Genomic DNA, 12740 nt, shown 5'->3' on the forward strand with positions numbered 1-12740 from the left:
GGCCTGGCGGTTGGCGAACCGCCGGTGCACCGTCGTCCTGGCCACGCCCGCCTGCTCGGCGATCTGCTCCATGGAGGCGCCGGGGCCCGCTTGCGGAACAGCCATGTCCCGTCCACGAGGACCAGCGTGTCCTCGTAGCTCCCGGCGAGCTGGACGGCCCAGCCGTTGTCGCCGCGCGCGAAGAACACCAGGTTGCTGCTGGCGGTCACCTCCTCCCCGGGCGGCGAGGTGAGGACGGTGTTGCCGACGAGGTGCAGCTGCGGGGCCTGCGGCACGAAGGCGCCGTACGCCTTGCGGATGGCCTCCCGGCCCTCGAAGGTGCCCTGGCCGACGATCTCGGCGACGCCGTCCTCGGTGAACAGGTCGGGGATGACATCGGTGCGGCCCGCGTCGATGGCGTGGGCGTAGGCGGCGATGGCGGTCTGCACACCGGCCAGGGCGGCTTCGGCGGAAATGGTCATCTGTCTTCTCTCCCAGGAAAGGGTGCGAGGGGTGGACGGGTCCGGGGTGCGCCCGGTACGTGGTGCGGACTACGCCTGGTAGGTGGTCACGCGGCGCCGCAGCAGCCAGCCGCCGTCGACGCGCCGGAAAGTGTCCTCGTAGCGCCCCGCGACCTGCGGTGCCCAGCCCGCCTCGCCGCGCTGGAAGAAGACCACGTCGCTCACCGCCGTGGCCTCGTCCCCGGCGGCGGGGGAGACGACGGTGTTGGAGACCATGTGCAGCTGCGGCAGCGTCGGCGCCCAGCCCTTGAAGGCCGCACGGAGCGCCTCGTGGCCCTGGACGGGGTCCATGCCCGGTATCTCAAGCACGCCGTCGGGCGTGTACAGCGCGACGACGTCGTCGGTGCGGCCGGCGTCCTGCGCCTGCGTGTGGGCCCCGATCACGGCTCGGACGCCCGCCGCGACCCACGCCTGTGTGGATTCGCTCATTGCCTCTCCAAGGTCACATGGGCCTGCGCTCCCGCAACAGCACCCAACCAGGTATTTCGACCGGTCAGTCTATTGATGTTCGATGCTTAAAGGGAGAGGCTATTCGCAAGTAACTGGACTTGTTGACCGATCGGTCCAATCACTCATAGCATGCCGACGGCCGACACCGGGACTGTCGCCAAAGGAGGCGTATCGTGACGAAACGCTGGAAGCAGCGTCCGCCGGGTTCCACATGGGGCGACTGGGGTGACGACGACGAGCTGGGCCGTATCAACCTGCTCACCGCGGAGAAGGTGCTCCAGGGGGTCCGCGAGGTCGAGCACGGCATCGCCTTCAGCCTGAGCCTGCCGCTGGACTACCCCGGCGGTACGGCACTGAACCAGCGCCGCTACCCGCCGATCCTGCGGCCCACCGAGGACCTGGCGCACAAGCAGGACATCTTCTACAACGTCGTCGCGCGCGAGCAGATCGATCCCTCGCTGATCGACGTGTGGTCCGACGACGTGGTGACCCTCTGGCTGCAGTACTCGACCCAGTGGGACTCCCTCGCCCACCAGGGCGCCGAGTTCGACGCCGACGGCGACGGCGTGGCCGAGCCGGTCTACTACAACGGCTACCGCGCCGACACGGACATCATCGGGCCGCGGGACGACGCCAAGGGCGACGGCAGCGGCAGCATCGGCTTCGCCCGCCACCTCGGCCTGGAGCACATGGCGCGGCACGGCGTCCAGGGACGCGGGGTGCTGATCGACGTCGCCCACCACCTGGGCACGGGCTACCAGTCGGTCAACCTGGAACAGCTCAAGGAGATCATGGCCGCGGACAACGTGGTCGTGGAGCCGGGCGACATGCTCCTGCTGCACACGGGCTTCGCCACCCAGGTGCTGGCCTGGAACAAGAACCCCGACCCGGTGGCCATCCACCAGACGGCCGCCTATCTCGACGCGGACGACCCGGCGCTGCTGGAGTGGATCGCCGAGTCGCAGATCTCGGCGCTGGTCGCGGACAACTACGCGGTCGAGGGCGTGGGCGTCACCCAGGCCCAGGGCCCGCACACCCTGCTGCCGATCCACCACCTGTGCCTCTTCAAGCTGGGCGTGCCGCTGGGCGAGCTGTGGTACCTGCACGACCTGGCGGCCTGGCTGCGCGAGCACGGCCGCAGCCGCTTCCTGCTCACCGCTCCCCCGCTCAACCTGCCCGGCACCCAGGGCAGCCCGCTCACTCCGGTCGCGACCGTCTGACCCACGGCCACGACCGGACCGCCGCCGGCCCACGACCGGTCCTGCCGAGGAGGCGGGCCGGCGGCGGACACGACGAAGGGGTGCCCCCGGATCACTGTTCGGGGGCATCCCTTCGCCGTGTCGCCTGCGATCACACCGCCGCGGTCACACCGCCGCGGTCACACCGCCGCGGTCACACCGCCGCGATCCGTCGCAGCGTGTCCGCGACGGTGTCGCGCGAGGGCAGCCACAGCCGTTCCAGCGCGGGGCTGTAGGGGGCGGGTACCGGCGGTGGCGCGACCCGGGTGACCGGCGCGTCCAGGTGCCAGAAGCCCTCGTCGACGGCGAGCGCGGACAGTTCGGCGCCGACGCCGAAGTCCCGAACCGCCTCGTGGGCGATGACCAGCCGGTTGGTCTTGGCGAGGGAGGCGAGGACGGTCTCGCGGTCCAGCGGGGCGACGGTCCGCAGGTCGATCACCTCGACGCTCACGCCCTCGGCCGCCAGCAGTTCGGCGGCGGCCAGGCAGTCCTGGACCATGCGCGACCAGGAGACGAGGGTGATGTCGGTGCCCTCCCGGACCACCTTGGCCTTCCCCAGCGGGACGAGGTGGCCGGCCGGCGGCCTGGGTCCCTTGAGACCGTACTGGAGGCGGTTCTCCACGAAGACCACCGGGTTGGGGTCCTGGACGGCGGCGCGCAGCAGGCCGTAGGTGTCGGCGGGGTCGGCGGGCATCACCACGGTCAGGCCGGGGATGTGCGCGAGCAGCGCCTCCAGGGACTGGGAGTGCTGGCTGCCGGAGGAGCGGCCGGCGCCGAACTGGGTGCGGACGACGAGCGGCATGGCGGCCCGACCGCCGGTCATGAAGCGGAGTTTGGCGGCCTGGTTGAGGAGCATGTCGAGGCAGACGCCGATGAAGTCCATGTACATGATCTCCACGACCGGCTTCATGCCGGCCATGGCGGCCCCCACCGCCGTACCGACGATCGCGCTCTCGCTGATCGGGGTGTCACGGACCCGGCCCGGGAACGCCTGGGCGAGGCCACGGGTCAGGCCGAAGACGTTGCCGCCCGCGCCGACGTCGATGCCCGCGACGAACACGTCCGGATCGGCGGCGAGTTCGTGTTCCAGGGCGAGGCGTACGGCGTCCATGGTCCGGAAGACCTCCCCCTCGGCGGGGGCGGGCTCGGGTACGGCGGGTCGTGGGGCGGTGACGAAGTCGTACAGCGTCTCGGGGGCCGGCTCAGGCAGGCCGCGGGCCCATTCCACGGCCGCCTCGATCTCCTTGTCGATCTCCTCGTCGACCGCGTCCGCCAGGGCCGCCGCCACGCCCGCCGCCGCCAGGTGGCGGCGGGCGATCAGCAGCGGGTCGCGCTCCTTGGCGGCCGCGACCTCCTCGGGCGCCCGGTAGCGCTCGGGGTCGCCCTCGTAGTGGCCGTGCCACCGGTAGGTCTCGGCCTCCACCAGGACGGGTCCGCCGCCCGCCCGCAGCCGGGCCACCACGTCCGTCATCAGCTCCGACACGGCCAGGACGTCGTTGCCGTCGACGTGCTCGTAGCCGATGCCGTATCCGGCGGCGCGGGCGGAGAGCGGGGCGCGGTGCTGCGCGGCGGCGGGCGAGAACTCGGAGTAGTGGTTGTTCTCGCAGAGGAAGACGACCGGCAGGTCCCACACGGCGGCCAGGTTGACGGCCTCGTGGAACATGCCCTGGGCGACCGCGCCGTCCCCGAAGAAGGCCACCACCACATCGCCCCGGCCGCGCAGCTTCGCCGCCGTCGCCACGCCTGCGGCGATCGGCAGTCCGGCACCGACGATGCCGTTGGCGCCGTAGATGCCAAGGCCCGGGTCGGCGATGTGCATCGAGCCGCCGCGGCCCCGGCAGGTGCCGGCGTCCCTGCCCATCAGCTCGGCCATCATCGAGGCGGTGTCCAGTCCCTTGGCCAGGACATGGCCGTGGCCGCGGTGGGTGGAGGTGATGCCGTCCCGCTCGGTGAGCGGCCGGCAGGCACCGACGGCGGTGGCCTCCTGGCCGATGGACAGATGCAGGAAGCCGGGTATCTCCGTCGCCTTGTACAGCTCGGACGCCCGCTCCTCGAAGCGCCGGATACGCCGCATCCGGCGGTACATTTCCAGGAGATCGTCCGCGGGGGCGGATCCGGTGTGCTGCGGTGCCTGGGTCATGCGCGTCCTCGCAATGCTCGCGCAGACGGCACGCTCTTGGGCCGTCTGTGATCCGTGTTTTAATGTACCGTTTGGTCTAGCAAACTGAGACGACACTTGGAGTCCGCTTCCCCCGGATGTGCCGAAGGCTGTTCGACGCGGGCTCGGGGAGCCTGTTTCAATCGACACGTCGCCACATCACGCGGGGAGAGGAATCCATGCCACGTCCGCCGGGCCATGGACCGGGTTTCGAGGTCAGACGCCAGAAGATCATCGACATCGCGGCCTCGCTGTTCGCGCAGCAGGGGTACGCGGCGACCTCCATCAACGACCTGGGGCGCGCGGTCGGGCTCGCCAAGGGAGCGCTGTACTACTACATCGGTTCCAAGGAGAACCTGCTGGTCGAGATCCAGTCCCGGGTGATGGGGCCGCTGCTGGCCCGCACCCGGCAGATCGCGGATCTGGACACCGAGCCGCTGCTGCGGCTGCGGCTGCTGTCGGAGTCGCTGCTGACGATCATCTTCCGCAGGCTCGACCACATCTGGGTCTACGAGCACGACTACCGCAGTCTCAGCGGCGACGAGCTCAAGACCCTGCTGGGCCAGCGTTCCGACTTCGAGGAGCTGATCTCGGGTCTGCTCTCGCAGGCCATGGAACAGGGCACCTTCCGCACGATGTCGCCGCGACTGGCCACCCTGCAGTTCCTCAACCTGCACAACCACACCTACCAATGGGTGCGGCCCGAGGGGCCGTGGGACGCGGCGTTCCTGTCCCGCGAGTACTGCGCGACCCTGTTCCGCGGCTTCGGCGCGCCGGACCACGCCCTGCCGAAGGTCGAGGAGCTGGCCGAGGCGTTCAAGCGCGACCGGCCGGGCCTCGCGCTCGATCCGGAGGCGGAGTGGGAGCCGGTACCCGCCACCGGCTGACGGGCGGTCCCGCGGTGCGCGACCGCACACCGCGGGACGCGGCTCACGCCTCGCCGACCAGCGCCCTGGCGATGACATTGCGCTGGATCTCGTTGGTGCCCTCGCCGATCTCCAGGATCTTGGCGTCGGCGTAGAACCGGGAGATCTCCGACTCCCGCACGTAGCCGTACCCGCCGTGGATCTGTACGGCCTGGGAGGCGGCCCGGTTGGCGACCTCGGAGGCGTACAGCTTGGCCATGGCGGAGGCGGTGCTGTGCGGGCGCCCCCGGTCGGCGAGCCAGGCGGCCCGGTAGACCAGGCAGCGGGCGGCCTCCAGTTCGGTGCCCATGTCGGCGATCTTGTGGCCGACCGCCTGGAAGTCCGACAGCGGGCGGCCGAACTGGTGGCGTTCGGTGGCGTGTTTGACGGCGAGCCCGAGCGCGGCCTTGGCCAGGGACAGGCCGAGCGCGGCGACGCTGATCCGGCCCTTGTCGAGGACGGACAGGAACTGGCGCAGGCCGCCGCCCTCCTCGCCGATCAGATGGTCGTCGGGGACGAAGCAGCCGTCGAAGACCAGTTCACGGGTGTCCATGGCGTGCCAGCCGAGCTTCTTCAGCTTGTGCCCGGCGGTGTAGCCGGGGGTGCCGGTCGGGACGTAGAAGGTCGCGAACCGCTTGCGGCCGTCCTCGCCCCGGCCGGTCACCGCGAGGATGGTGACGCCCTGGCTGATGTCGGTGCCGGCGTTGGTGATGAACATCTTGGTGCCGTTGATCACCCAGCCGCCGTCCGCGCGGCGGGCGTTGGTGGCGATCCCGGCCGCGTCGGAGCCGGCCTCGGGCTCGGTCAGGCCGAAGGCGCCGATGGCCTCACCGGCGGCGAGCGGCGTCAGCCAGCGGCGCTTCTGCTCCTCGGTGCCGTAGGCCAGCAGGGGCAGGGTGGCGATGGTCGAGTGGGCGTTCCAGGAGGAGGCGACCGACTGGTCGGCGGCGCCGAGTTCCTCCATCACCGCCACGTAGGTGACCATGTCGGAGCCGGCGCCGCCGTACTCCTCGGGCACCAGCATGCCCATCAGGCCGAGTTCGCCGAGCTTGGTGAAGACCTGGGTCGGGAAGGTCTCGTTCTCCGACCACTGGGCGGCATGGGGCGTGATCTCCTTGGCCGCGAACTCACGGACCATCTCCTGGAGGGCGAGGGTCTCCTCGGGCAGGTCGAAATCCATGTCACTCATCCCTTCGGGGTCAGCAGGACCTTGAGGTGCCGGGCCCGGTCGGCGGCCAGGTCCGCGAAGACCCCGGCTCCCGCGGACAGCAGAAAGCGCCCGGTGACCAGCGCCGAGGCGTCCAGGCGCCCGGTGCTCAGCAGATCGATCACGCGGGGGATGTCGTGCTGGTAGCCGAGCGTGCCGAGCACGGAACGCTCGTAGAAGACGAGCTGCCCCATGTCGAACTCGACGCTGCCGTGGCCGACACCGGCGAGCACGACCCGGCCGCCGCGCCGGACGGTGGCGACGGCCTGGGCAGCGAGCCGCGCCACGCCGGTGGCGTCGATGACGACGTCCGGGCCGATCCGTCCGGTGCGCAGGAAGACCTCGCGGCGCACGTCGGTCTCCCGCGGGTCGTAGGCCTCGGTGACGCCGAGGCCCAGGAGCAGTTCCCGGCGTGCCTTGAGGGGTTCGCTCACGTAGAGGGCGGCCGCTCCGGCGGTCCGGGCCGCGAGGACGACCGCGACGCCGATCGGTCCGCCGCCGACGACCAGGACGTTGTCGCCGGGTCGCACGCCCGCGCGGGTGACCGCGTGCAGGCCCACGGCCAGCGGTTCGGCCACCGCCGCCATCTCGTCGGTGACGTTGTCCGGCAGCCGGGTCAGTCCGGCGAGGGGCACGGTGACGCGGTCGGCGAATCCGCCGGGTGAGGCGAGGCCGACGGAACCGCTCTTCGGGCAGATGTGGTACTCACCGCGCACGCACCAGAAGCAGACCCCGCAGCGCCACACGGGGTCGGCGGTCACCCGGTCGCCGACCGCGACGCCGGGCACGTCGGCGCCCAGCGCGACGACGGTGCCGCTCAGTTCGTGCCCGAGGGCGAGCGGCGGGGCGGCACCGGTGAGCGGGTGCGGCCCGGTGCGGATCATGTGCGGGCCTTCGAGGAACTCGTGCAGGTCAGTGCCGCACACCCCGCACCAGGCGACCTCCACGACCGCCTCGTGCGGCCCCGGCTCGGGAGGGTCGGGAACCTCCTCCAGCCGCAGGTCCCGCGCACCGTGCCAGCGCAGTGCCTTCATGGTGGGCACCCCTTTCGTGTCGTACGGCCTTGGCGCCGCGCGTGAGCGCTTCGCCGTGAGCGCCGCCCTGTGCCGTCGTCCGGCCGCGGCGCCGTGGTGGCTGGTCGCGTCCCGCGGCAAAGCCGCACAAGGATGCAGCCCCGCGCCTCTTCGGGACGCGACCGGCCGGCTCAGTCGTCCGGTCCCGCCTCCCCGAAGCGGGCCCGTCCGGGGCCGTGGTCGAGGAAGGAGCGCAGGCCGGTGCCCGCGTCGGCCGTGCCGAACACGCCCGTGAACAGAGCGCGTTCGAGACTGAGCCCGGCGGCGAGGCCCGCCTCGGCGCCGTGGTCCACCGCCTCCTTGATCGCCTCCAGCGCCGCGGCGGGCCCCTCGGCCAGCCTGCGGGCGTAGCCGAGCGCGGTGTCCAGGACCCGGTCGGCCGGCACCACCTCGTCCACCAGCCCCAGCCGGAGCGCCTCCTCGGCGTCCACCCGGCGACCGGTCATCAGCAGGTTCTTCGCCCGCGACGGGCCGACCAGCCGGGTGAGCCGCTGGGTGCCGCCCGAGCCCGGCATGATGCCGAGCTGCACCTCCGGCTGCCCGAGGAGCGCGTCGTCGGCGGCCACCCGGTAGTCGGCGGCGAGGGCCAGCTCCAGGCCGCCGCCGAGGGCGTATCCGGTGACGGCCGCCACGACCGGCATCGGCAGCCGCGCCACCTCGTCGAAGGTGCGCTGCAGGGCCCGGTTCCAGCCCCGCACCTGTTCCGGTCCCATCGCGGCCAGCGCCTTCACGTCCGCCCCGGCGGCGAACAGCCGCCGGCCGCCGTGGAGCACCACGGCCCGCACCCCGGGGGCGTCCGCGAGCTCGCGGACGCAGGCGGAGAGCTCCTGTCGCAGGGCGGAGTCGAAGGCGTTCATCGGCGGGTTGTCCAGACGGACCGTGACGACCGGTCCGCCGGGGTCGAAGCGGATGCGTGGCACAGGGCCCTCCTCGTCGGCTTCAGCTCGTCTCGTCGGCATCAGCGCAATCTCGTCGGTTCCGGCCCCGGCAGGCGCGCGAGCGCTTGTCGAGGCCTTCGTGCCGTCGTAAAGTGCGGCCACAAGTTTTATAGACCAAGGGGTACACTAAATCTTCGGCGCGGGCAACCGACCAGTCGGGATCCGGGCTGCTCACGAGCCGGGGCGGCCGCGGTCGCCGTCGAACACCACAGAGCGAGAGTGAGCCGTGCACAATTTCGCGAGCATCCTCGACTACCACCTGGCCCAGCGGCCCGACGCCGTGGTCGTCGCCCAGGGGGACCAGACCCTGACGGTTCGTCAACTTCATGAGCGCGTCAATCGGTTGGCAGCCGCGCTGACCGAACTGGGCGTCCGGCGCGGTGACGTCGTCGCCCTGCTGCTCTACAACCGGCCGGAGTTCCTGGAACTGGTCTACGCGGCGAGCCGTGTCGGCGCCGTCCTCCTGCCGCTCAACTACCGGCTCTCCGAGCAGGAGTGGCAGTACATCCTGGGCCACGCCCAGGCCAGGGCCGTCGTCACCGAGCCGGAGTTCGCCCCGGCGCTGGAGCGCGGCGCCGGCTGCCTGACCGATCTGGAGCACCGGATCCTGGTCGGCGGCCCGGCCTCCGGTCCGTGGCTCGGTTACGAGGACCTGCTCGCCGCGCACCAGGGCGCCCACGTGGATCCGGTGGACGCCGGGGCGGACGACCTGCACCGCCTGATGTACACCTCCGGCACCACCTCGCGGCCCAAGGGCGTGCGCATCACCTACGGGAACCTGGAGGCCAAGAACCTCGCGCACATCGTCCACTTCGGCCTGACCGCGGCCGACACCACGCTGGTGTGCGGGCCGCTCTACCACGTCGGCGGCCTCGACATGCCCGGCCTGGCAACCCTCTACGCGGGCGGCGGCGTGGTGCTGCAGCGCAGGTTCGACCCGGTCGGCACCCTGCACGCGATCCAGAGGCACCGCGTCACCAACCTGTGGCTGGCACCCGCCATGGTCAACGCGGTCCTGGAGGTCCCCGACCGGGACACCTACGACACCACGTCGGTCCGTTTCGTCCTGGGCGGCGGCGAGAAGACCCCGGAGCCGGTGCTGCGGCGCGTCATGACCGCGTTCCCCAACGCCTGGTTCGCCGACGCCTACGGCCTGACCGAGACCGTCTCCGGCGACACCTTCCTGGACCGTGAGCACGCCCTGTCCAAGCTGGGCTCGGTCGGACGTCCGGTACCGCACACCCGGGTCAGGATCGTCGACGACGAGGGCAAGGAGGTGCCGGCGGGCGAACTCGGCGAGATCACCCTGCGCGGCCCCAAGGTGTTCGCCGGGTACTGGCGCGACGAGAAGGCCACCGCCGCCGCGCTGCGGAACGGCTGGTTCCACACCGGGGACATCGGCCACCTCGACGAGGACGGCTTCCTCTACATCGACGACCGCAAGAAGGACATGATCGTCTCCGGTGGCGAGAACATCGCCACGCCGGAGGTGGAACGGGTGCTGTACGAACACCCCGCCGTGCTGGAGGCGGCCGTGGTGGGCCTGCCGCACCCCCGCTGGGGCGAGGTCCCGCGCGCGTTCGTGGTGCTGCGGCCGGACACGAGCGCGGGGGCCGGAGACCTGCGGGAGTTCTGCCGTGCCCGGCTGGCCCGGTTCAAGGTGCCGGCCCGCTTCGACTTCGTCGGCGAACTGCCCCGCACCCCCTCGGGCAAGGTGCTCAAGCGGACGCTGCGCGACCTTCCCGCGGAGGGCTGAGCCGTGGCCGACGTGACCGCCGAACTGCGCCTGGACGGCAGGACCGTCTGGGTCACGGGGGCCGGCAAGGGCCTGGGCCGCGCGATCGCGGTCGCCCTCTCCCAGGCCGGCGCCACCGTCGCCGTGACCGCCCGTACCGCCGCCGACCTCGAAGAGCTGGAGTCCGAACTCACGGACCACGGCGGCAAGGTGCTGGTGCTGCCCGGATCGGTCGCCGACTCCGCCGCCGTGCGGGAGACGGTCGAGCGCATCGCCGCGACCACGGGCCGGCTGGACGCACTGGTCAACTGCGCCGGAATCAGTCCGCACTTCACCCGCAGCGAGAAGGTCACCGACGCGGCCTGGCACCAGGTCGTGGACGTGAACCTGGCCGGCACCTTCTACTGCTGCCGCGAGGCCGGGAAAGTGATGCTGGAGCAGCGCTCCGGGTCGATCGTCAACGTCTCGTCCGTGCACGCGAGCACCGGCTTCGAGCGCATCGCCGCCTACGCCGCGAGCAAGGGCGGGGTCGAGGCCCTGACCCGGGCACTGGCCGTGGAGTGGGCCGAGCGCGGGGTCCGGGTCAACGCGCTGGCCCCCGGCTACTTCCACACCGGTCTCAGCTCCGGCCTGCTGGACAGCCGCTGGGGCGAGCGGATCGTCAGCGGGACTCCGCTGGGCCGGGTGGGCGACGCCACGGAACTGGGCGGCGCCGCGGTGTTCCTCGCCTCGGACGCCTCCCGCTTCGTCACCGGCACCACTGTCACCGTGGACGGCGGCTGGACGGCCCGGTGACCCGGCCCTCGCCGCCGGCCGGTGCGCGCGTTCCACTCGTCACCGGAGTCCGCCATCCGTGTGGTTGCGGCCCGGAGGGGTTTCCGATCTCGGCATCCGGGGAGGATCGTCGCGGTCCGCGACGATCCGGGTCGCGGCGATGAGGCAAGGGAAACGGGCATGACTCAGGGCAGCGTCAAGTGGTTCAACGCCGAGAAGGGGTTCGGGTTCATCGAGCAGGACGGCGGCGGCCCTGACGTGTTCGTGCACTACTCGGAGGTGCAGGGCAGCGGCTACCGGAGCCTGGACGAGGGCCAGCGCGTCGAGTTCGAGATCGGGCAGGGCACCAAGGGCCCGCAGGCGCAGCAGGTCCGGGCGATCTAGCGCGGCCCGGGCGGTCCGGGGCCGTCACCTCTCGGCGGCGGCCTTGCGGATCCGCGGCTCGAACTCCCGTCGCACATAGACGTCGAACGGCTCGGTCAGCGCGCCGTCGATCACGTGCCGCACCCGGTGTTCCGCCGCGTGTGCCTTGATCGCCGCGCGCGAGTCGGGCCCCACTCCCCCGCCGATGATCAGTACGCCGAACTCCTCGGTCTCCAGGAGCTTCAGGGCCTCCTCGTCGGTGCTCACTCCCTCCGCGTCGAAGCCGTCCGTGTGCAGCGTGGCCAGTACCGCCGTCACCCTGGCGGGCGTCCGTCCGAGCACCAGTGTCCTCATGGGGTCTTCCTCTCCGTACGTCGATCTCGGCGCCCCCAGCCTAGAAACTCAACCGGACTTGAGGTCAACCCCGAATCCCGCCCCGCGCGAGGTCTCGAAGAGTTCCTCGGACACGGCCCGCACCGCGTCGACCACCAGCGGGGCCACGAGTTCCAGCGGAGAGCGGCCGTCCCCGACCACGGATATCGCCCCGACCGGGCCTTCGGGCCCACGCAGCGCGAGGCCGACGCATCCGAGGTCGGGGAAACACTCGCCCCGGTCGATCGCCAGTCCGTTGCGGCGCCGCACCAGACCGAGCTCGCGGTGCAGCTGGTCGAGACGGCCGATGCTGTGCGGGGTGCGGCGCGCCATCACCGGCGCGCAGCGCGCGTCGATCTCCTCCGGGGGCAGCCAGGCGAGCATGGCCTTGCCGAGGCCGGTGCAGTGCGCGACCGCCCGGCCGCCGACCTTCGACGGGATGTCCACCGCGGCCCGGCCGCCCACCTTGTCCAGGTAGTAGATCTCCGGTCCGTCGAGCACGGCCAGGTGGACCACCATCCTGGTACGGACCGCCAGGTCCAGCAGGTGCGGCGCGGCGGCGGCGCGCAGCGCGCTGTGACCGCTGTCGCGGCCGCCCAGGCCGAGCGCGCGAGCGCCCAGCGTGTATCCGGCCACCGTGTGGCGCAGCCAGTCCAGCCGGACCAGTTGGTCGAGAATCCGGTGCGTGGTCGACCGGGGCAGCTGGGTCCGACGGGAAACCGCTTCGAGCGTCAGATGGGTCTGGGGACGTTCGAAAAGGTCCATGATCAGCGTTACCCGCTCCATCATCGACGGGGGCAGCGCAGGCTCGTCGGCCTCGGCGGAACGCGAGCTCAGGCGAAGGGCAGACGTCATCGTCGGTGCCTCTCTGCTCAAACTGAAATCAATTCTAGTTCGGCGCCGACGTCAAGTTACCCATGCCCTTCGCCCCGAAGAAAGGGGCGTGCACCGATTGATTGGAGCGGTTGGTCTATTTTACTACGCGCACAAAAAAAGTACCGCTCTCCGGAAGCGGTTCCCGGAGAGC

Annotated in this window: 12 protein-coding genes and 2 pseudogenes; 5 read left to right on the forward strand and 9 right to left on the reverse strand. The window is 71.5% G+C overall.

What is annotated here, in order from left to right:
• The 3 genes and pseudogenes from AB0P24_RS38370 to AB0P24_RS38380 form a co-directional block, all read right to left on the reverse strand.
• Positions 1-84: pseudogene (locus AB0P24_RS38370) on the reverse strand (TetR family transcriptional regulator); the annotation flags it as partial.
• 62 nt (positions 85-146) lie between these two features.
• A pseudogene (locus tag AB0P24_RS38375) lies at positions 147-461 on the reverse strand (nuclear transport factor 2 family protein); the annotation flags it as partial.
• 69 nt (positions 462-530) lie between these two features.
• A complete protein-coding gene (locus AB0P24_RS38380; RefSeq protein ID WP_365802354.1) occupies positions 531-929 on the reverse strand; it encodes a nuclear transport factor 2 family protein in 399 nt (132 codons plus the stop codon).
• Between the two features lie 194 nt (positions 930-1123).
• Between AB0P24_RS38380 and AB0P24_RS38385 the strand changes: the two genes are divergently transcribed.
• Positions 1124-2170 (forward strand): cyclase family protein, encoded by a 1047-nt coding sequence (locus AB0P24_RS38385; RefSeq protein ID WP_365802356.1) that lies wholly within the window; start codon positions 1124-1126, stop codon positions 2168-2170.
• A 172-nt stretch (positions 2171-2342) separates the two neighbouring features.
• Here the strand turns inward: AB0P24_RS38385 and AB0P24_RS38390 are convergent, their stop codons facing one another.
• Complete coding sequence (locus AB0P24_RS38390; protein WP_365802358.1) at positions 2343-4328, reverse strand: dehydrogenase E1 component subunit alpha/beta; 1986 nt, start codon at positions 4326-4328, stop codon at positions 2343-2345.
• A 197-nt stretch (positions 4329-4525) separates the two neighbouring features.
• On the opposite strand from AB0P24_RS38390, the gene AB0P24_RS38395 reads away from it, so the two are divergent.
• Positions 4526-5233, forward strand: a complete 708-nt coding sequence (locus tag AB0P24_RS38395; protein ID WP_365802360.1) for a TetR/AcrR family transcriptional regulator — start codon at positions 4526-4528, stop codon at positions 5231-5233.
• Positions 5234-5276: 43 nt separating this feature from the next.
• Here AB0P24_RS38395 and AB0P24_RS38400 read toward each other — a convergent pair whose 3' ends face one another.
• The 3 genes from AB0P24_RS38400 to AB0P24_RS38410 all read right to left on the reverse strand — a co-directional run bounded on the left by AB0P24_RS38400 (position 5277) and on the right by AB0P24_RS38410 (position 8451).
• Positions 5277-6440: an acyl-CoA dehydrogenase family protein gene (locus AB0P24_RS38400; protein ID WP_365802362.1), complete on the reverse strand. Its 1164-nt coding sequence runs from the start codon at positions 6438-6440 to the stop codon at positions 5277-5279.
• Positions 6437-7492, reverse strand: a complete 1056-nt coding sequence (locus AB0P24_RS38405; RefSeq protein WP_365802364.1) for an alcohol dehydrogenase catalytic domain-containing protein — start codon at positions 7490-7492, stop codon at positions 6437-6439. The genes AB0P24_RS38400 and AB0P24_RS38405 overlap by 4 nt, the downstream gene beginning before the upstream one ends.
• Positions 7493-7662: 170 nt before the next feature.
• Entirely contained in the window at positions 7663-8451 is a 789-nt protein-coding gene (locus tag AB0P24_RS38410) for an enoyl-CoA hydratase/isomerase family protein (RefSeq protein ID WP_365802366.1), read from the reverse strand.
• Between the two features lie 244 nt (positions 8452-8695).
• On the opposite strand from AB0P24_RS38410, the gene AB0P24_RS38415 reads away from it, so the two are divergent.
• From AB0P24_RS38415 to AB0P24_RS38425, 3 genes are all read left to right on the forward strand, one after another.
• Positions 8696-10225 (forward strand): long-chain fatty acid--CoA ligase, encoded by a 1530-nt coding sequence (locus AB0P24_RS38415; RefSeq protein WP_365802368.1) that lies wholly within the window; start codon positions 8696-8698, stop codon positions 10223-10225.
• A gap of 3 nt (positions 10226-10228) precedes the next feature.
• On the forward strand, positions 10229-10999 hold the full coding sequence (locus AB0P24_RS38420) for an SDR family oxidoreductase (protein WP_365802370.1): 771 nt from the start codon (positions 10229-10231) through the stop codon (positions 10997-10999).
• A gap of 159 nt (positions 11000-11158) precedes the next feature.
• Entirely contained in the window at positions 11159-11362 is a 204-nt protein-coding gene (locus AB0P24_RS38425) for a cold-shock protein (protein WP_365802372.1), read from the forward strand.
• Positions 11363-11386: 24 nt separating this feature from the next.
• Here the strand turns inward: AB0P24_RS38425 and AB0P24_RS38430 are convergent, their stop codons facing one another.
• Together AB0P24_RS38430 and AB0P24_RS38435 are read right to left on the reverse strand one after the other, a co-directional pair.
• Positions 11387-11695 carry a hypothetical protein gene (locus tag AB0P24_RS38430; protein WP_365802374.1) on the reverse strand — a complete coding sequence of 103 codons (309 nt, stop codon included), beginning with the start codon at positions 11693-11695 and terminating at the stop codon, positions 11387-11389.
• Positions 11696-11743: 48 nt separating this feature from the next.
• On the reverse strand, positions 11744-12502 hold the full coding sequence (locus AB0P24_RS38435) for an IclR family transcriptional regulator (RefSeq protein ID WP_365802448.1): 759 nt from the start codon (positions 12500-12502) through the stop codon (positions 11744-11746).
• Positions 12503-12740 lie beyond the last annotated feature (238 nt).

Origin of the sequence: Streptomyces sp. NPDC086519 (assembly GCF_040686075.1) — a bacterium.
Taxonomy (GTDB): Bacteria; Actinomycetota; Actinomycetes; order Streptomycetales; family Streptomycetaceae; genus Streptomyces; species Streptomyces shenzhenensis.